The following is a 20,499-nucleotide window of genomic DNA, read 5'->3' as shown; positions in this document are numbered from 1 at the left end:
GGCAGCTCACCCATCCATCGATTCATTTAAGTGCTTCAATGCCTATAGGGTACCACAGGAATATATCACCGGATATTATCCGAAAGTTGTATTTCGTTCGGTGCATTTATTGATCAGCTGTACTCGGTTATTGACATCAAGCTTTCTGAAAATATTCCCGATATGCTTCTTAACGGTAGCCTCGCTGAGATAAAGCTCCCCCGCAATCTCGATGTTCGTTTTGCCTTTCATGATTTGCACAACGACTTCTTTTTCCCGGCTGGTCAAATCCTGCAACCGTTCGTCCTCTTCATCCCCGTCTTCGGACAGACCGAAAGAAGCGATCATTTTATTCAAATAGCGATGGATGTTTTTGCCTCTCGTATCCATCACGTAATAGGAGGTCGGCGTCACCCCGTCGTAATCGTAATGGACGACGTCCTTGGCTTTCTCCAGCCCCAAGCTCGTGCAAATCGCGTTAGAAATCGGATTTTCGGTCGGGGCCGCCACCACGTATCCCGCGGTCAAGATATAGGTAATTAAGGTAAACAAAGAAGCTTGCATCATGGAGGGGTCGGCGAAGTCGTAAACGTCGAGTATTTTCGCAAAATAACCGGCTTTCGTATGGCCTGGTACCATCAGCTCTTTTCTTGCGGATTCGGACAGATGGCGAAAATAGGAGGAAGAGAGGGGCCTCGCTATTAAATAGTCCATTGTGGCTTCATTGATCGGAATAATCTCCATCATGCCGTATACTTTTCCTTCGGCGTTTCGAATTAACTTCACGCACGTCGGATCCAGGTCGTACAGCTCTTTCAATCGAATTTGATTCAATATATTGAGACTTTCATTAGCTGTTAGGAGGAACTCGACGCTCTCGTTCGTCTCTCGGTTTGTAAAGACAAAGGGCGAATCCTTCGCAGTAAGTCTGCGTTGTTCGATGTACCGCTCGGCTTCCGACCAGTTGGATGGATGAAGCGGTTCCACACTGAAACAGATCGATTGGCGATACAGCAAAAACTGAACGAACTGATTGCCAATGTAATATAGAAATTCACCGTTTTCCCAGGCTGCGGATTTTCTTTTCGCTGAAAGTTTCATTTTATTGCAGTAGTATAAAACGCAGCGTTTCCACAGCCGATTATGGAATTCTGGCCTGCGAAGGCGCAGCTCCAATCCGATGGCGTCGCGAAGCAAATCATGAAGCAGCCAACCGCGTTCTACCCGTTGAACGAAAGAATATCCCGTCAACTTAAGAAACTGCGTAGTTGTTACTTCTTTGTCCAACACGCGGCTGAGCAATTCCTGATTAAATTGACGCAAGACGGACGCAGTCTCCACCAATTCCCTCATTTCGGGATCGGGAACCTCCTTGAGCCACGTGTCGACGACGTACGAAAAAACTTCGTTCTCATCTAGAAATTTTTGCATCGTTCCGACCAGCGTAGTCGAAACGATCAGCGATAACGTTAAGGGATGGCCTTTTGTTTTCGTCCAAATATGATGGATTTGCTGATCTTGCATAACCCCAGCGTGCTCCAAATATCGTTTGACCGCATTTAAATCCAGTTCAGCAAGTAACATCCGGTGAACCTTATGCCGCCATAACGGTGAAGCAAGCCAAGATCCCTGCAGCGGGAATCTGCCGGATATAACGACAAGGACATCAATAGGCAGCTGAGGCAGAAATACCTCGCGCAGCCAATATTCCATTTCTCCGATCGCTTCGAACGTATCCAGTGCAAGAACGATTTTTTCTCTCAACGCCTTCTCTCGAATCACGTCGAGACAGATCTCCGTTTGCTCACTACTATCCATTGTTTTCTCCAATCTTTGCAGTGGGTATTGAAGCACGCGCAGCAGATGCCTGCAAAAATCAAGAGGAATACCGGGGAAAACGCGGCAATCCAGTAAAATGAACTTTCGATTCGCATTTACGGAAAGCCGCCTGAACTCATCGAGCAAGTAACTTTTGCCGACACCGCCGGTTCCGTAGACATTAAGGATACCTTTGCGTGCGTTATCCAAGTCCAAGAGTCCCCGAAATAACCGGAGTTCTTCATCCCGCCCTACGAAAAACTGCTGTTCCATCTCGCTGCCTACGCTGTGAAGTCGATCTTCGCTCAACATGTATGCAGTTCTCCCTTCCCGCATAAAAAACCAGCGGAAGATAAGCTTCCGCTGGTTCATGGTGTAATCCATTTATTGGGATTATGTGGCTATTCAGTTGTTGTTGCCACTATCGTATCAGGCGATTTATTCCCTGTCAACGACCAAACTCTGGCCGAGATGGAGACTGGATTATTTCAACAGCCCCTGCTCCGTCAGCCACGCTTTGGCAACCTCATCCGCATTCTGATGCTCATTCACCACTTTACTGTTCAGCACCTGCATTTGCTTCTCGTTGATTTTGCCGGCGAGTTTGTTCAAGACGTCCTTCAGCTCAGGATGCTTCTTCAACGCTTCGTCTTTCACCATCGGGACCGCATCATAAGGAACGAACAGATGCTTGTCATCCTCGAGCACCTTGATTTTATTGACGGGGATTCTTCCGTCCGTCGTGTACACGACAATCGAATCCACCTGCTTCTTGGTCAGTGCGATATAATCCAGCTGGAAGCCGAAGGTTTTGATCTCTTTGAAGTGCATGTTGTACGTTTTCTGAACCGCGGGCAGGCCATCCGGACGATCAACAAATTCCTGCGGACTGCCGAAGACGAATTTATCCGACTGCTCCGCCAGCTGCGATGTCGTATTGATGCCGTACTTCTCGCCATCTTCCTGGCGGATCGCCATGGCGTACGAATCGTTGAAGCCAATGGGGCTGAGCAGCGTCCAGTGATATTTCGCCTCCAGCTGCTTGGATGCTTCTTCGTAGACCTTCTTGGCGTCATAGATGGGCGCTTGCTTCAAATATTGAATCAGCACCGTGCCCGTATAATCGACGAACGCATCCACGTCCCCTTTCGTGAACGCTTCGAACAGTACATTGTCTTTCAAATTGTTTCTTACCGTGACCTTGATGTTCGTATCCTGCTCGACCAACTGCTTCATGGCACTAGCCAAAATATCCTGCTCCGCAAAGCCTTTGCTGCTCACGACAAGCGTATCCTCTTTGCTCTTGCCGCAGGCTGTAAGGGCCAGCGCTAGCATCACCGTTGTTGCCGTTAATATGCGAAGCCTGAACATAGGGCGCTCGGTGCCCGCTTCCTTCTGCTCGATCTTGAAATCATTGAAATCAACCATGACGCGAATTCCTTTCTTAGCTCGCTTGCGAGACGTATTATCGTTTGCGAAGACCTGCCGGTATCCATAACTTCCCCAGTCCGAACAGCAGCAGGTTGACCACGATAACAAGAAGACACACGGGTATTGCGCCTTCCAGAATCGTTACGGTATCAATTGCCGCAATGCCATGCGTGATAATATCTCCCAACCCGCCTGCCGCTATGTACGTAGCAATGGTAGCACTGCTGATCGTTTGCACCGCAACCATCCGAACGCCCGCTAAGATGAAGCTGCTTGCCACCGGCAATTGCACCATTCGCAAGAGCTGCCACCGCGTCATCCCCATCCCGCGTCCAGCCTCGATGATCGCGGGGTCCACCTCGTTGATCCCGACATACGTATTCTGAAGAATCGGAAAGAGAGCATATAAGGTAAGCGCAACGATCGCGGGCAATGTGCCGATGCCGAACAATGGAATCATGAAGCCGAACATCGCCAGACTCGGAATGGTCTGAATGACGGATACCACGTTCAAGATCGGCTGGGCCAGTCGACTGTTTCGTGTTAAGTAGATACCGAGCGGGATGGCGATCACACACGCGGCCGCGACAGCAACGATGGAGAGGTAGATATGCTCCTGCACTTTGCTCAGAATGAAGGGCCATTCCGTAACGAACGTATGCCAAAGACGATTCATCCGAGCACACTACCTTGCAGCAAACGATCGGCGAGCAGCGGATACACATCGTCTCTCGTAATCAAGCCCACGAAGCTCCGATCAGGTCCTAGCACCAGCAGAACCGGATGCTCCATCAGCAGCCGGAACACCGCCGTCCCCGGCATCGACATCTCAATCGATGGAGCGCCTGCCGCCAGCGCTTGCTCCATCCGTACCGCATGGTCCTCTTGCTCCGCGAGCATCAGGTCCCCAGCCGTCCGGCTGACATTCTTCAAGTCAGCGGCACGGAACCGTTCCTCGCCGACGAACTCGCGGACAAAAGCATCCGCAGGCTCCGTGACCAGTTGATCCGGCGTGCAGGATCGAACCAGCTTGCCATTCTTCAGCAGCACGATTTGATCGGCAATCTTCAAAGCTTCCTCAATATCGTGCGTGACAAAAACAATCGTCTTCTTCACCGTCTGATTCAGCTTCATCAGCTCATTCTGCAGCTGTACCCTGCTAATAGGGTCAAGCGCGCTGAACGGCTCATCCATTAACACGATGGACGGGTCGGCCGCCAATGCGCGAGCCACGCCGATGCGCTGCTGCTGGCCGCCGCTCAGCTCATGCGGGTAACGATGACGAAATTCGCCGTAATCAAGCCCGATCAATTCCAGCAGCTGCGCGGTTAGAGCGGCCATGCTCTTCTTGCGCTGTCCCTTCAGCCGCGGAACGACCGTGAGGTTATCTTCAATCGTCATATGCGGGAACAAGCCAATTTGCTGAATGACGTAGCCGATGCTTCTTCTGAGCAAGACGGGATCTATTTTGCTTACATCGCTTCCGTTTACAACAATCGTGCCTGCGTTTGGCTCCACCAATCGGTTGATCATCTTCAGAATCGTCGTCTTGCCGGAGCCCGAAGGACCGATCAGCGTCACGATCTTCCCTGCTGGGATATCCAGATCGAAGTTCTGAAGCACATAACCAGATCCGAAGCTCTTATCTACCGCTCTAAACACTACTGCACTCTGCATGCTCATGCCATGCCAGCCTCCGTTCCAACCATCCTCTTCTGTACTTCTCCCGTTCTTACCGTACAAGCCGTTCGCTATGCGATTGCGGCCATGGCTCGCCATCCACGAGCAAGGCATCCACTTTCTCGCCGTAAAAGCTCACATACCCGGTAATTTCTCGAACAGCTCCCATCGGATGCTCATAGCTCCACAAGACATCCTTGTACAGCTTGTCCCCGATTTGAATGGACCAATACGAAGCAAGGCCTTTATACGGGCAGCGCGTAGTCGTGCTGGATGCGACGAGCACGTCCTGCCGTATCGCTTCCTTGGGGAGATAGACGCGAGGCGCCAAGCCCGTTTCAAAAACAACTACCGTCTGGCTGCTCTCGGCAATAACCTCGCCGCCGACGACCACCTTCACATGACGAGAGCTCGGAATCGCATCGGCTCGCACATAAGGATCGCGCGCATGGCCGAACACCTGCAGCTCTTCCTCGAACCAAGTGATCGAGCGGTTCCAGTAGAAGGATAGCAGCCCTTCGATCCCCTTGGCCCCAGGTGTTGGCGTACGGTAGCTCCAAGCGGCGTTGTCCACTACGCTTCCGCCCGCCTGAATACTCCAGTAATTCGCCGTTCCTTTATGGGAACAGATATATTGCTCATGGGACGGAATGAGCAGCTGCATGTTGACATCATCCTGGGGGAAGTAATAGACGGGGCGCGCTCCCTTCTCGAAGGCCAAGACGACGCGCTTGCTATCCGCAATGGTTTCTCCTCCGAATTTCACCCGTACCCAGCGAGAAGAAGGCTCTACCCGAAAGTCCCATGCCGCTCCTTCCGCAGGAAGCTCGCAAGTCGATCGTTCGTCTGATGCCGTCATTAATTGTTCACTCTCTTCATTATTTGGATTGCAATTGCAGATGCTGTATGTGTGGTAAATGATTCCGTATTAGTCTGAGAAGAACAGCGTTAAACTATGCGCTTGGGGTAGTGAATCATGGGGAGTAGCGCATAAAAAAGACGCACAGGCGATACCGATACCTGGCGTCTTCTTTACACTGAACTGTTTTCTATCTTGGGCAGCTGCGCGTATTAGTTAATTTCATACCGTGCTAAGCCGTAATTCGTAAAAATACTGCACAGCCGGATGCTTCAACTTCATCTTCTCGGCCATGTTCAATATTCGTTTCTTGCCCACTCGCCTGTCCACCAGAGCTAGAATATTCAATAAAATATCATTGCTCTCGATGCTCTCCTCTATAGGCGTGGATAAGAACCTAGTCGCTGCAACGATAAAATTCGATTTACTTAATGAAGACTGTGCCGACAAAAGCTCCTTGGCAACTACTGCTATTTTTCTGCCTCTTGCAATGACTTTCAGACGTTCCTCCGGAACGGCGCCTTTGGTCTCAATTCTGACTGCTTCCAATTCCTCATTGTTAATTGGAACTTGGATATCCGAATCATTCTTAATTTCCAGCTCCGTCTGATACCATCTGATTACGTTCGTTGGATCACTCATATTGAGTACATTCTTCTTATCTACTGCAATATAACAAATCCCTGATTTATCAAGTAAATACCGGTAGCTGGTGGCTCGGTATTCGACCCTTCCGTATAACGCAGGACAAAGAAAACTCTCCAAGTTTTGTTTCAATTTACTCCAGGCCATGTACTCCTCCATGTTCGATATGCGTAATTAACTATTGGGGCAATTGTCTTATCATTCATCATACAATAACCAACACCTAATCCCCAATTATAAATAACGTTCTCTATAGTGCATTCACTCCCTTGAGAATGCAAAATAGCGGTACAGGGTTAACCGCCCTGTAGCCGCCAATTGGATCAATAGCTTGTTCTTGTTGAAATTGAGCTGTTCTTTGTACGAGTTAAATGTATATTTGGGACAGCGGCAGACTAATTTTGTATTCTACATTCATTTCGTACAAGCAAAGCCACCGATTCCACATGCACTGTATGCGGGAGCATGTAGGAGTTGTTTGTAGTCTGTGTTAGTTGGTTGAAACCCTTGATTTATAAGGATTTTAACAATAGCATATTGTTCTATTTGTTTCAGTTTGATTGCTTGTTGGCGATGTTCGTCAACAGCTTGTCAACATATACCCTGCAAAACTAAGAAACAACTTCTTGTAACTCCGTATCGTCATCATTAACTTTATACATAGATAAAGGTTCAAATTGTGGGAACTGCTTTGCAACAAGTTTAAAATATGAGTGTGCTTTTCTAGGCCTTCCCGATTTCATATACAAACATGAAAGTAGAAAATTACGGTAATATTCATTTTGTGATGAAAAAGTGATACTTTCCAATATTTCTATAAGTGAGAGAACTTTTTCTGGTTCATTATTAATAACATTCCAAGGAATAAATTCTTGTTCGCCGTGGACAATTATTCTTGACCTTACAGCATCAATTGTTGTCAGTAAGTCTGAGTGTAGTGCCTTTAGAAATTGAGGATTCTGAGCAAGTCTGTTATCAAGGCTAAGCTTTTTGCATAAATCAAGCGGGTCTGCAGCAAGAACCCTAGAGTAACTTCTTTTCAAGTTTAAAGATAACAATTTCGCAAATTGCCTAACATTATAAGTTTTGCTAAAATATTCGTTAAACGAATCAATTAGTGCTTCTAAATAAATCGAATTTATTACCACTTTCATTTGTGGCTTAAAAGATACTTCACTAGTATTTACAGTAAGGTTAATAGCATCATTGAATCCTATGTATGCTAAGGCTCCTGAGGCTTCACATAATTTTTTTCCTAGTTCACCAGTAGAACACGAAAAAGCAAATATGAATGAATTTATCACCCCTTTTAGATCTTCCAATCTAAGTTGTACTTCTGTTCCTTTTTCTAATTCCCCCACGAAATATTCTGGTTCACCATGGCTTGTAAATACAATGATATCAGTTTGATTAATTCTGTTACCCAATTCATTATATAAGGTAGAAGAACGGTTAATATGAGTATACTTATCTTGTATTCTATCTTTTAAATAGGTTTTGAAGCGAGCCAAAAATCTTATTCCGGCCGATCTGGGATAAAAATGAATAACTTTCAATCTACTTACCACCTGTCAATATATTGTGTATAATAACTGACTCAGCCAAATTACTTTTATACAATCTACCCTCATCTGCATCTTTTTTTATCAGATTAATAATCTCATTCACGGAATAATTTTTCCCAGCAACAGTAATCATTTCATCAGAAATTACTTCTCTGTATTCTGCGAAATATCTTTCCAATGTAACTTGAACAAAATCAATATCTTGAATTGCATCTATAATAGTCTCAACTCTTAATTGCATTTGCCCCGATCCGAACAACGTTGTACTACTCGTAGACATATCTTTCGACAAGAAACGGAAAATACCTAGGTTAAATAGATTGATTAAATCTAGTCTATTAGGGAATATCTCGGCTAAGTCACCCATTGAATAAAATATCAATTTACAATGCTTATTAATATGCTGCCTGATTTCTTGTATTAACTCATCACCAGAATGTTCATTGCCCCCCTCAGAAAGGTTATGATCAACGATCACTACATCAAATACGATATCTGGATCTTGAAGTAATTCGATAGCCTCCTCGTATTTTTTTCTTGTATGAAAAATCAGATTATAATCTAAGTTTCTAGCCTCTTTCAGTTTTTCAAAAATTGTACTATAGCTTTTAATATCTCGATCTATATTTTTAGAGTCATCAACGATCAATATAATTCTTTGTATCTCCACTTCTATTCCTCCAGATCAAAACTAATTTGAAAAGCTGCTCCTATATTACTTTTAATTAGATGGATCTCCCCGTAATTACTTTTTACAAGTTCATCTACTATGGATAATCCCATTCCAAATCCACCTTCTCTTGTCGTGAAAAACGGAGAAAAGATATGTGGGATATCACTTTCTTCTATGCCAACTCCGTTATCTCTAAAAATAATATTTAACTTGGTCGCTGTCATTTCATACACTACTTGAATTTCTTTTTTTCTATTATCTATTATGTCAGATAAGGCTTTTCTTGAATTTGAAATCAGATTGTCGAAAATTACTTTCAAATCATTCAAATCCACTTTAAGTTTTCCAGTCACTGGCCCTTGTATTGAATATGAAATATTTTCCTTAATTAATGAATACTTCGATGTTTGGAATATCTTCTCAAGTTGTTGGTATATATTTATCTCTATTCGTTCTCTCTTTTTTAATAAGTAGTTACGTGCATCGAGTAGGTATGTATTAATTTCCTTAAGCGTAGAAAGTGTAAATTGCTCATATTCATTAAACAACTTATTCAGATGCTCATCGGCCATATATATAGCTAAGTCACTTTTCTGATTCCACACAGCAGTTTCGATATTTTGTAACCTTATTAAGACTTGATGTATAATTCCATGAAGTAATGTCTCTTTACTGGCCATTCTTTTATAAACTTCAACTAATTGCAATTGATTCCTTATTATCTTGTCTTGCTCTTGATTTTTTTCTCGAATCAATTTAGATAAATCAACAACTTGTTGTGCTAGCTCAGGAGAAAACTTCTTAATTTCTTTAGCCATTATGTTTAATTCTTTAGTCGCACCAGAAATTTCAGCCCGGTGCTGTACATGCATGCCCTCAGGGGCTTTGAACCTCTTTAAAAAAAAGTATTCTTCTAGTTTAATCATTGCTTCTTTTTTAACGAAATTCCTCAGTTCAGTTAGAGATTCATTCTCTTCCAGACCTTGTCGATTAGTTGCATCGATAAACATCGGATTATACTCTCGATAAATTTGGATAAAACCTATAATATCTCTAGAACCCAGGAAACGGTAATGTCCTTGTGATTTCCTAATGTCTAAATCTAACCAATCGTTATTCGACTCACCATATGGATATATTTGAAAATAATCTCTGTATATTCTTATATTCCCGTAATCCTTAACATTATCTTTAAATTTATGGTAAAAGCTTACTTTATCTGACTGATCAAAAGAATAAATGATTGTTCTTACCGGACCGATACTATATTTGTTGTTATATGTATGTTCTTCTATCAACGCGCCATTTCTATATACTTCCAAATTTATGACATTTTGATTCTCCAAAGGGACACTTAACTCAACCCAAAGTGAACTTATATCACTTAATTGATAAGCTTCTAAAGTTTTGTTATCAAAGCCATATTTTTTGCAATCTAAAATTATTTTAAAGGGTTGCGTATCAAAATTAGAAAAGGGAGATAGCATTCCTTTTAAACGCTTTTCTAGAGATTCTACCTCTGTTTTAGTCCATAAATCTCTAAGACCCGTTATCTTTAATGTTACTCCTTTCTTTTTTCTAAGAATTTTGTTTACAGAATAATCAATTTCAATATCACTTAGTAACTTATCTTTTTGATCTTCGAATTTTCCCCAATCGAATAGCATTGATACTGTTTGCTTGCTATTTTCTTTACGACTAATTAACTCTAAATTCTTACCTAATCTATCAACAGAGAATCTACCTATTCCTTTCTCACCGTTCAATGGTCGCCCCTTATCTGTTGAATTTCTGCCCCTTTTGTTATCTGTCCCAATGACCATCCACTTATTTCTTATATCATCAAGACTCATACCATCTCCATCATCCCAAATAGTAAGTTCATCGCCATCCGGGTCAATGCTAACCTTTACTTCGTCAGCATCCGCATCAAATGCATTTTTAACTAATTCGAAGATTGCTGATATTTTATTTGTGACCAATCTTCTTCCTACCAAATCTTTTAAATTAGTTGAAGAGCTAAAATGCATTGTTGGCAAAAAAATCACCTGCTTTTCTATTCTAATTATTCAATATATTAGCCGCGCTATATAAAATCCCCTTTTTCTTCCTTATAATCTTATTTAAATTCTACATCATTAGTCTCACCAAAGAGCAAACTCCTGTTACGCGGCGAAATTCTATAACAATGACCTTTATCTTTATATCCAGTTCTATCTGCGCGAACCCTTCCACGCCAATCGTAAGTAACAATGCCTTGGTTAATTAACGTTGTAAACTGCGAGAATATTGGGCGCTGAGTCAGTTGGATTTGGTTATAGTTAAAATGTATTTCACCGTTAATTACTTTTTCTTCTGCAACAAGCCAAGCAGTTTTAGGATGTTTTTCTTGGAGTTTTTGCTTAACAGCCGAATATTCCCAAGAGCAGACTTCATTAATAATTCCATTAATCTTGCTTCTTTGGTATATTATCTGTTCCTCATCATCTGCCCCTAGAAAAAGGCTTTGGTTATTTGGGCTGTTGCTAACTGTTACATATAAATCATAAAAGCCACTATATTTATTACTTGGGTATCCGTAAGTCAACATTATATCTGTTGAACTTTTAAAAGCACTGATATCCCAGTTAGGAACCATACTGAATAATGTGTCGAGATTTCCTCCACCGGCTCTCTTACATTTTAATTCAATTGCTCCTTTAAAATCCGCTTGGGCGATGCTATTGGGGCTTATCCCCAGACAGTTTTCTAAAGTTTCGCCTACATCTTTTGGACTGCTTTTAAATGGAGATATACTTTTAATCCATTGATTTGATATTATTGAAAGACGCTGCAATAATTCTTCTAGAATCAGATAATCGTCATTGCCACCAAAATATTGCGGGCATAATATTCCTAGCGACTCTATTGTGATAAGTGGGATAACCACAAGATTTCCTTGAAAAGAAGTGAAGTATATCAATGTACCGGTAGAAATATACTTTTTAAAATCGTATATCCATATTCTCGGATCTCCAAGTTTGGTATTCGGCCTGTAAAAGCTAGTTTTCATATTTACTATATCGGAGTTCAAAAAAACATGAGAATCCTTCAAGATTTTGTATTCAGTTCCCTGAAGTACATTATCATAGTTAACAATATCATTGTCTCTTAAAATCGTTCTTAAAGGACCCGATGCATCAATGATACTTTTCTCAAGCATTGTTGCAGTCATTCTAATTAAAGTAAATTCATTCCTACAGTATTGTTGAATCAATTGAATTTTCTTTTGCTCTTCCTCATTAGGTAAAAAGTATGGATTCATTAGGACCACCTTATTTTTTCCAGTTGTATAAGTTCTATATTAGCACCTATAATATGCATTTACGACATTGTTCAATTATTTTCGCAATAAATCTATCCATAGATATAATGAATGCTTTATAATAGAACATATATTCGCAAAATAAACCTGGACTTTTATTTCAGATTCAGTCATAATAAAGATAACCTAGTTTTGAAAAAAGAGGTGCACTATATGAAACCATTTGCTATCGATTTATTTTGTGGTGCTGGAGGGATGAGCGAAGGCATTTTACAAGCAGGATTTCATATCCTATTTTCCAGCGATATTAATGAGGATGTCGAAAGAACTTATAGAAATAGACACGATCAACTCGGTCTTATCCAAGGTGTGAACACTTTCTTCAAAAGAAGCGATATTCGCGAACTCCCATCAAGCGAAATTATTGAATCAATTCAAAACCTCAAAATGTTCCAAAATAAACCCTTTCCGAAAATAGACGCTATTTTTGGCGGCCCTCCGTGTCAAGGATTCAGCCGCGCTGGGCTACGAAAAAAGGATGATCCTCGCAATACACTATTTAAAGAGTACTTAAGAATTATTAATGACTTGAGACCAAACTATGTTGTTATGGAGAATGTGGAGGGCTTTAACGATACCCGATTAGATGGTTTTGTTGGAGTAAAAGGTACAATATATCCTGATAACAGTTTAGTTCCCGATATACTAAGAAACGAATTCTCAGAAATTGGGTACAATACTCTTTCTACCCAAGTATTAGATTCTTCTGACTTCGGGGTACCACAAAGAAGACGTAGGGTGATTTTTATAGGATATCTAAATTCAGTTAAACCGCCGGCCTATCCCACACCTACTACACCTAATGAAACAAGTAAGGTCACTGTTTTAGACGCTATTAGTGATCTGATAGTTAATCAGAACAGTAACCTTATTATAAAAAAATCATCAAAATATCAAACTGAATCTCGTAGAGGGCGTACAAGGACATTTTCCGGAAAGTCAGTTGACTACAATGGTGAGATATATAATCACGATCTATCTAGACATAATGAATTAATTACAGAGAGGTTTTCTCTTTTTAGAGAAGGAGAATCTTCCTCAGCACTAGTTAAAAGGATTAAAAGCGAAGGAATAGATCTAAGACAATATCCTTCATTATTGAAGGAATGTGAACGAAAACTAACTGATTATACAGCAAAACAAATTATTGATATGTTTATAACCGGTAATATCAGCGATGAGTTTCTAGATGCTTTATTAACTAAAAAAAGCAACAGATTCAGATTAAATAGAAATAACGTTGCGCCTACCATGGTCACATTACCTGACGATTTCTTAACTCCATTTGAACATCGAATCCCAACTGTTAGGGAGATGGCTAGAATCCAGTCATTTGATGATAGTTTTATTTTTCTTGGCAAGAGAACTACTGGTGGTCCAAGAAGAAAAGTAGAGGTTCCGCAATATACACAGGTTGGAAATGCTGTCCCTCCTTTATTAGCTAGAGCAATTGCACTCGAGATAATGGAAGCAATAAAATTAAATCAATCAGTATATCAATTATCACATTGATTAATGAAGTTTATAATACTTTATTTGGCAAGACTGTCAAGACCCACAGTGGGGCGGATGTTTTTAAAATCGCTCGATAAGAAGAGAAGCAGTGATGGTAGACCATCTACTGCTTCTCTATTTAATTTGTGTTAATTTTTTTCTAATATTCCCTCTAGTCCCCACAAATAATGATCCTGAAAAACAAATGTTTCTCAATCTCTGTTTATTTACTATTTTAGGAGTATATCGTTGTTAGCAGCCCCTCCGAGTAGGAATGGGCGACATCATCTCGTAGTAACCCATATGCACAAATCAACGATCCAGCAGATATATTATGCCTTTCAAGGTCTAGTCCTCTTATTTTAATCATACTCCCCTTCCATAATAACTTTAGTAAACCTTTATTGTTACCTAAATGTTGTACATCTATATACATCCCTTGTACATCATTAGGCCAATCATCTCTTCTAGATATAGCGCGGCGATTCCAATATGGTTTACATTGATGCCTATAGGTACAGTTGACACAATTTGCCGGACTCGGATTACCTAGTTGTTCCTCAATTTCGTTCGTGTTCTGACTTGTAGTGATGGTTCGATTTATACGCTCAATCAAATATTCTGCTTGCTTCAACAGTTGAATGCATTCCTGAGGAGTATATCTAATTTCATGACTTAATCCACTCAAAGTTTGAATTCTTAATGATATTGGCCATTCCCCGAACTTAGTATAATAAGACGAAGCATATAATTTCATTTGGTATTGATAAGACTGTTTAACCTTGCTCGTAACTTTATCTATCACTTCACCTGTTTTATAGTCGATTATTTCACAACCATTTGACGAATACGTTAACCTGTCTACAACTCCATTTATTAGTCCGTTACTTGAACTAAGATTAAATTCTGATCTACTTTGAACTGGTGACACATGATGACCTTTTCTTGAGATCAAAGTTACAGCAGTTTTAAATACTAACCGTTTTTTCACTTCATACAGTCTAACATTATTTTTTAGAGGAACTAGATGTTTAGCGAATCCAGTCTCCTGCAATGATCTTTCTTCACTTTTCAAAATGGATTCCCAGATCTGCTCTAGTTGGTCTTCGCTTGTTTGCCCGTTACTAGCCGTCTCTAGGAGCCGGTGAGCAACTTTTCCGAAATAAGTATTCGGAGATTCAGGTAACATCCCCTGAATCCCCGAAACACAGAAAACTTCCTGTAAAGCACAATTTAACGTAGCATAGTACCGACTTGGCGCGATATGCTGAATAGTCTTAAAATAGTTATTCGCCTCACCACCAGTCATCACTACCACCTATCTGTTCATGACACCACCCTGGTCTACGTAACAAATTAAAAGTATCGATAAAGTCTGTATCACCACCCGCTGCCACAATAGCGTCAGCCAATATCCCACCGGGATTTGATAAAGACCATAATGGATGAACAACCAGAATTGTCTTTCCTTCGGCTTGAACAGCAGGCAATCCTGAATAATCCACAACTCGGTAATTAAAATAGGATGCAAATTGGTTTGCAAGCGCTCTGGCTGTTTCAATCCACCCGGTTAATTCGGGTGTCGAAAAATCACCGTTCAACCCACATGAATACTCATTACTAGAAATACACTTCAGGTACGACAAGCCTAATCTCCAGTCAAGCAAACCATGGTAAGGCATATTTCGATAGTGCATCAAGCAACTGTAACAAGCTGACTTACACTCATGGCGAGCACTCGTAATATATCTTATGAATGGATCCGTGGTTGATATATCCACTATACTGGTTAACACATCAGTCCAATTATCATTAAGCCATCGGACAAATCCAGCACCATTCGGTAGTCTATCTGAAAATACAAGCTCTCCAACAGATGAACCATCAGTAGTCTCAGATCGCAAGAAATCACATAGCTCTATTTCATCGGCATCGATATCAAGTTGTTCTGCGACGACTGAACGTAGCAAAAATCCTGCTGAATATAATGCAGCTTTTGCTTTGATATTCTTGGGATCCAAATCTAGTCCTTCATTAGTCCTAAAAGGTCGGATCCTCAGTAAATCTGTTGTCTTAGATGATGCGATTCCAATTTCCTCTATATCTTGCATTGGCTGTTCACTAACATAAGAAAAATCCTTAAGAATCCACTGACCCGATAATTTCACTTTTGCAAAACCAGGTTTGCCTGAAGGATACTTCAGCTTGTTAGTTGTTACCACTCCGCCGCGGAACAATTTTTTCCCATTATCATTGATCCTCCAGATTCGCCCATCATGATTAAAGTTAAGCTGAGAGTTTGTATCTTGCACATTAATGAAGGAAACAGCACGTCCTTCCGCTACATTGGAAGGTATCCCCGAAAAAGGCATCTCCTCATCCCTTGCATCTAATCCCTTGGACAGGTCAGTCCTAAAAGCTAGCGGTATTGCGACATTATATATTCTAAATCTATCACCTTTGGATTGACCACAATTCGTACATTCCTCAGGAGAGTCATCCACTCGCATGTAGCCGCAATTACTGCAATGTGCGATACTATAGCGTTGTGGTAAAGGATCCTCCTGAGAAGGCCTTAAAGTGTTATGTTGACCTTGCATTAGTGGAGCGGTGAATCCAATAGCAGTATGAATTGCCTTATTTTTTGTTTTTTGTGCACCCGGTGAAAATTCTGTAATCGCTAACTCGATATCTCTATCGATTGTAAGTGGTGCCCCGTTTTCAACACCATGGTATAATAATCTAGATCTGGATGGCATACCAAACATCGGGAGCTTTGCGCCTTCTGCAAGTGCTTCTGCTAATCCTTCTCCCATTAATTCTGGATTCTCATAACATTTATCTATCTCCGGTATCAAATCTTCTTTAATATATCTAGAATACATTGTTATTTCTTCTGATGTCGTTGCTCTTTGTGGAATTAAAGCAATGATTACCGCAACGATTGCCTCAGTATTCTTCCCCAACCAATCAATTACTTTTTTCTTATTATTAGGCCAATCTCTCTTGTACCCATACTCCCCATGAGAATCTGGTGGAGTTGTTGGACCATTCCAATACCTTACTCCTATTCCCTTGAAAGCTTGTCTTAAACATTCCTTGACTAATAACCGTTTTAATATCTGCGGTTGATCATATGAAATAAAAGGAACAGGCGGTGGATCACCAGTAATTGAGCTAGGGTTTTTGAAGTAGTGATCGTCATGACTCCTACCTCCACGACACAAGGTAAGAACATAGGAAAATGCTTGTCCACGCCGGCCTGCTCGGCCAACCCGTTGTTGATAATTGAATCGCATTGGGGGCATATTTGCCAGCATAACAGATTGTAGACTACCAATGTCAACCCCAACTTCCATCGTAGTTGTAACACTTAATACATCAATTGTATCAACCTGACGTATCCGTGGGATCCCATCTACATTCAGCAAAATGTTCCTAAAGTGACGTTGCCTCTCTGCTTGATCATCCGTCTGTGCAGTAAGTTCTTCTGCATGTAGTCTTATCGGTAACTTATCACCTAATGCTTTAAATGCAACATAATTTTTACGCATTAGTGTACCACACTCGCCACTCGGTATGTCTTGCAATGAGTGATGACAATTAGTACAAATGCCTGCCGAGAAGTGAAGATGAGGTCGTTTGCAATTTGGGCATTCCCAGTATGGGGTTGTATCTAATGCTACTCTAATATCGAGTTTGCTAGTTAGAAGTTTTGCGCCTTGATGCCCAGACCTTATAATCGTCTGAAGAACCCTCTCGCCCATCTTCTCCTTACGAGAGGATATTCGCAATTTATCACACACTCGTTCGATATACTCTTTAAAATGTGCCCTTGCATCTGTAAAGGAAACCCAGTCATGTTGATAATATTCAGAAGATTCGTGCCGAAATAAATCCCCAAGAATCCTTACTGAGGAACAACAAATTTGCTTAAAGGTCTGTATATCAATGTCTAATTCTTCAGCAGTAGCCATTAATATCGATTCTTCAGCTTGGAGAACAGGGTAACCTAAGCCTGAAGATTCAAAACTGAAGTATAACCTGCTAAATAATAAATCACATATTTCCGCCCTCATTTTTTCAATTATTTGCGTCTTGTAGACCTGAGCCTCTGGGGGAATCGAGGACGACCAGGATTTGGTGTCAAAGTCAAACATCTCTGTCCAACGATGATCTCGACCTCCCCAATTGAAATATTGAAACTCAATATCATTCCCCGCTGGATTAACTCCCAAACTGATTAATCGAGAAATTAACCGCCCAGTATCTTCTTGTGAATTAGCTTGTAAAATAGACTCACAGGGAACAGTTAATGTTTGCTTTCGTTGCTTTATACGATTAATCTCATTCAAGGCATCATCATATAACCTTTTGTACATCCCTGAAGCAGGTGGAGGTACTTTTAAGCCTTCAACCTTTTCTTGTAACTCACTTACTTTCTCAGGATAAGCCTCAATAAATTCTTTTGCATAAGAAGACATGGGTTCATCAGTTTCAAGATGTTCAATAAATTCTGATTCGCCAAGTGCAGAGAGCAATAACTCTTTTACTACTATTTCTCTAACTAAATCCTGATAATGATTTCTTTCGACACCATTAGAAATTTGAGCTGCATCTTCTCGGCTATCCGAAAAAATAACCAGTTTTCGGTCATCCGCTCCTCCCAGCTGATAGAAAAGTTCCTTAGATAAGATTTGGTTTACTTTCGAGAAACCGGATCTAAAGCCTCTGACAGATGACATTTTCTTTCGTTGGGTGTAATCGGAACAACAGCATGGACAAATTGCTGGTAATGCTTTAAATTCATTCTCAACTTCAGTGTCTATAGAAAAGAAATATCCTTTTATATTATTAACAGGATCTTCTTCAGCTTTTTCGTGCGACAAGGTCACTCTACCAGTTGCTGAGCTTAGCGAAGCCAACCGCCATTCTGCCTTAGCATTGCCAATTCCTTTGATTGCTTTAGGTTGATCCCATTTCCCTAAGTCTGGATGCAACTTGTCTTCCTCGGATACCGGCCAAAAAACAGCATATTCATTGTAGTATCGTTGTTCAACAATATATTTTTTATTTCTGTCGGGAATACCCTCTATGTCAGGTGAAGTAATTAATAATTCAATTTCACCTGAGGTAAGTCTTAATTTATTACCACCGTAAAATACCGTTCCACATTGTTCGCAATATAGAAGGTCAAGTATCCTCTTACCGGCTTCATCAACAATTTCTGGATGTGAAAATAACTGCCCTACTGTACGATCCTTTGGTAATCCGGTTCTACTTGTAGAAGCCCATAAACCCTCAATATTCCTAAAAAACCAATGAAAACGGAAGGACGGAAGACTACTTGCTTGATTATTGGTATCACATAATTGCCTAGCAATAAATAGCCCTGTGATTGCTTCTTTCCGGAGCTTACTATCAATATCTTCCCCAAATACCCGTTCAGTGAATTTATGTAAAGGTACTGCTCTTACTCGATCACTTTCTATACAAGCTTCTGCCAAAATTTTACCGAGCCCTAAATTAGGTGATTCCATTACTTCCTTTAGCGCTTCAATACCGGATTTCTCTCCACTATATGCAAACCGCATGAGTAATTGTCTTATAGCGGCATCTTTATTCTCCTGATAAATTTTATAGAATTCGAGAAAAGGTTCATAGTAAACACGCGAATCGGCAGCCTCCGGTAAGGATTCTGGTGAACCGGTAATAATCTCAAACCCATTACCATCAACACCAAAGAAATCTTGAAGAAACTTTCTACTCTTGGAATCCTCCGGTTCCAACGAAGCACTAGAAGCAAGGATCCGTAATTGTGGATGATTTGGGTGCAATCCTAATCGATGTAGAAATAGTTTTAATAAATACGATACCTCTGCACCCGAAGTCCCCCGATACAAGTGAAGCTCATCTATAATTAAATGAAATATATGACTCTCATCTTCACAAAGCCACTTCTTCGTTTCCTCAAATATTCCACTGTCTACTTCCCTCATCATCATAATACTGAGCATAGAGTAGTTCGTAATCAAAATGTCCGGAGGAGCGTCCTGCATATCCCACCGTGATCTCATCTCTGCTCCATCTAGTTTTGGAAAAAAGAATGGAATATCTTGATTTCCAGTTTCGTTAGCATACCTTTTTGCTTCCCTATTTGTAGCATCCATTTTTTCTAACTCAGCGGCTAAATCTTCGATTTTATCTCTATTCGGCTTCTTGTTTTCTTTTATTTCATGTCCTGGGACTGCAGTAAGCGAATTATACCGCCCAAAATAAATTTTGTTGCCGAAAAATTCCTGATCATATACTTCACGAGCAGCATCTGAGTCCAATGCTTTTCGTAATCTAGTAAGTTGATCTTCAACCAAAGCATTCATGGGATAAAGTATTATTGCTCGAACCGCAGCTTGCCGCTTTTCGTTCCCCCTCTGAGGAACCCTATACGAACGAACCAATTGTTTATTATTCAAACAGGATATTTTCCACTGTTTGTCACTCCACCAGTTATTAACATTCGGGTGAGGAGCTTTCGGCTTTGACCACTTCCGCGCTTCCTTAGATAAATATGCAAATAATGGGAGGAGAAAAGACTCTGTTTTACCAGACCCTGTACCGGATGTAATAACACAATGATTTTTGGATAATGCAGATCGAAGCATCCTTGCCTGATGATCATACAAAGGATATCTTGGATCAAATAAGCCGCTGCTCACTAATCTCTTAAACAACTCAATATCCTTTTCATCCATACCAGGCAAATCAACTCGAGACAGGTTTTCGATTTTATTGCCAGAGCTTTTATACCGTGGCAGCGGTTCAATCATTGGCTCTTGTGTTAACACGCCATCCTGTAAAAGCAGCTTAGCACGCTCTTCCTCAATTGAAGAGAATCTTGTACCGAACGCAGTCTGTACATATCGCAAAAAATTTGAACGAATCTCTTCAAAAGCTTGTATTGGATTTGAAGCTGTGGTCATATAAATTACTC

13 protein-coding genes are annotated in these 20,499 nt (G+C 41.0%); 1 reads left to right on the top strand and 12 read right to left on the bottom strand.

Features of this window, described 5'->3' with window-relative positions:
- Positions 1–75: 75 nt before the first annotated feature.
- From KXU80_RS22445 to KXU80_RS22400, 10 genes are all read right to left on the bottom strand, one after another.
- Positions 76–2,109 (bottom strand): helix-turn-helix transcriptional regulator, encoded by a 2,034-nt coding sequence (locus KXU80_RS22445; protein ID WP_219835382.1) that lies wholly within the window; start codon positions 2,107–2,109, stop codon positions 76–78.
- A 171-nt stretch (positions 2,110–2,280) separates the two neighbouring features.
- A complete protein-coding gene (locus KXU80_RS22440; protein WP_219835381.1) occupies positions 2,281–3,225 on the bottom strand; it encodes an ABC transporter substrate-binding protein in 945 nt (314 codons plus the stop codon).
- 37 nt (positions 3,226–3,262) lie between these two features.
- Positions 3,263–3,904 carry an ABC transporter permease gene (locus KXU80_RS22435; protein ID WP_219835380.1) on the bottom strand — a complete coding sequence of 214 codons (642 nt, stop codon included), beginning with the start codon at positions 3,902–3,904 and terminating at the stop codon, positions 3,263–3,265.
- A complete protein-coding gene (locus tag KXU80_RS22430; protein WP_258171109.1) occupies positions 3,901–4,911 on the bottom strand; it encodes an ABC transporter ATP-binding protein in 1,011 nt (336 codons plus the stop codon). The genes KXU80_RS22435 and KXU80_RS22430 overlap by 4 nt, the downstream gene beginning before the upstream one ends.
- 49 nt (positions 4,912–4,960) lie before the next feature.
- On the bottom strand, positions 4,961–5,767 hold the full coding sequence (locus KXU80_RS22425) for a DUF427 domain-containing protein (protein ID WP_219835379.1): 807 nt from the start codon (positions 5,765–5,767) through the stop codon (positions 4,961–4,963).
- Positions 5,768–5,989: 222 nt separating this feature from the next.
- Positions 5,990–6,559, bottom strand: coding sequence for an SF0329 family protein (locus KXU80_RS22420; protein WP_219835378.1), 570 nt, complete (start codon positions 6,557–6,559; stop codon positions 5,990–5,992).
- Between the two features lie 464 nt (positions 6,560–7,023).
- Positions 7,024–7,968, bottom strand: a complete 945-nt coding sequence (locus tag KXU80_RS22415) for a hypothetical protein (protein ID WP_219835377.1) — start codon at positions 7,966–7,968, stop codon at positions 7,024–7,026.
- Between the two features lies 1 nt (position 7,969).
- Positions 7,970–8,647: a response regulator gene (locus tag KXU80_RS22410; RefSeq protein ID WP_219835376.1), complete on the bottom strand. Its 678-nt coding sequence runs from the start codon at positions 8,645–8,647 to the stop codon at positions 7,970–7,972.
- 2 nt (positions 8,648–8,649) lie between these two features.
- On the bottom strand, positions 8,650–10,680 hold the full coding sequence (locus KXU80_RS22405; protein WP_258171486.1) for a sensor histidine kinase: 2,031 nt from the start codon (positions 10,678–10,680) through the stop codon (positions 8,650–8,652).
- 89 nt (positions 10,681–10,769) lie between these two features.
- Positions 10,770–11,954 (bottom strand): MvaI/BcnI family restriction endonuclease, encoded by a 1,185-nt coding sequence (locus KXU80_RS22400; protein ID WP_219835374.1) that lies wholly within the window; start codon positions 11,952–11,954, stop codon positions 10,770–10,772.
- Between the two features lie 213 nt (positions 11,955–12,167).
- Between KXU80_RS22400 and KXU80_RS22395 the strand changes: the two genes are divergently transcribed.
- Positions 12,168–13,526 (top strand): DNA cytosine methyltransferase, encoded by a 1,359-nt coding sequence (locus KXU80_RS22395; protein WP_219835373.1) that lies wholly within the window; start codon positions 12,168–12,170, stop codon positions 13,524–13,526.
- A gap of 217 nt (positions 13,527–13,743) precedes the next feature.
- On the opposite strand, the gene KXU80_RS22390 is transcribed toward KXU80_RS22395, so the two are convergent.
- Together KXU80_RS22390 and KXU80_RS22385 are read right to left on the bottom strand one after the other, a co-directional pair.
- Positions 13,744–14,817, bottom strand: a complete 1,074-nt coding sequence (locus KXU80_RS22390) for a PD-(D/E)XK nuclease family protein (RefSeq protein ID WP_219835372.1) — start codon at positions 14,815–14,817, stop codon at positions 13,744–13,746.
- Positions 14,804–20,488: a DEAD/DEAH box helicase gene (locus KXU80_RS22385; RefSeq protein WP_219835371.1), complete on the bottom strand. Its 5,685-nt coding sequence runs from the start codon at positions 20,486–20,488 to the stop codon at positions 14,804–14,806. The genes KXU80_RS22390 and KXU80_RS22385 overlap by 14 nt, the downstream gene beginning before the upstream one ends.
- Between the last annotated feature and the right edge of the window lie 11 nt (positions 20,489–20,499).

Source organism: Paenibacillus sp. R14(2021), assembly GCF_019431355.1.
In the GTDB taxonomy this organism is placed as follows: Bacteria; Bacillota; Bacilli; order Paenibacillales; family Paenibacillaceae; genus Paenibacillus_Z.
Note: the sequence above shows the minus strand (reverse complement) of the source record. Positions and strands in the feature narration are given on the sequence as shown.

Bases quoted from the DNA above. Each gene is read 5' to 3' on its own strand.
- KXU80_RS22405 (WP_258171486.1), bottom strand. From the start codon at position 10,680: ATGCATTTTAGCTCTTCAACTAATTTAAAAGATTTGGTAGGAAGAAGA.
- KXU80_RS22440 (WP_219835381.1), bottom strand. From the start codon at position 3,225: ATGGTTGATTTCAATGATTTCAAGATCGAGCAGAAGGAAGCGGGCACC.
- KXU80_RS22420 (WP_219835378.1), bottom strand. From the start codon at position 6,559: ATGGCCTGGAGTAAATTGAAACAAAACTTGGAGAGTTTTCTTTGTCCT.
- KXU80_RS22435 (WP_219835380.1), bottom strand. From the start codon at position 3,904: ATGAATCGTCTTTGGCATACGTTCGTTACGGAATGGCCCTTCATTCTG.
- KXU80_RS22400 (WP_219835374.1), bottom strand. From the start codon at position 11,954: ATGAATCCATACTTTTTACCTAATGAGGAAGAGCAAAAGAAAATTCAA.
- KXU80_RS22445 (WP_219835382.1), bottom strand. From the start codon at position 2,109: ATGTTGAGCGAAGATCGACTTCACAGCGTAGGCAGCGAGATGGAACAG.
- KXU80_RS22390 (WP_219835372.1), bottom strand. From the start codon at position 14,817: ATGACTGGTGGTGAGGCGAATAACTATTTTAAGACTATTCAGCATATC.
- KXU80_RS22430 (WP_258171109.1), bottom strand. From the start codon at position 4,911: ATGAGCATGCAGAGTGCAGTAGTGTTTAGAGCGGTAGATAAGAGCTTC.
- KXU80_RS22395 (WP_219835373.1), top strand. From the start codon at position 12,168: ATGAAACCATTTGCTATCGATTTATTTTGTGGTGCTGGAGGGATGAGC.
- KXU80_RS22425 (WP_219835379.1), bottom strand. From the start codon at position 5,767: ATGACGGCATCAGACGAACGATCGACTTGCGAGCTTCCTGCGGAAGGA.
- KXU80_RS22385 (WP_219835371.1), bottom strand. From the start codon at position 20,488: ATGACCACAGCTTCAAATCCAATACAAGCTTTTGAAGAGATTCGTTCA.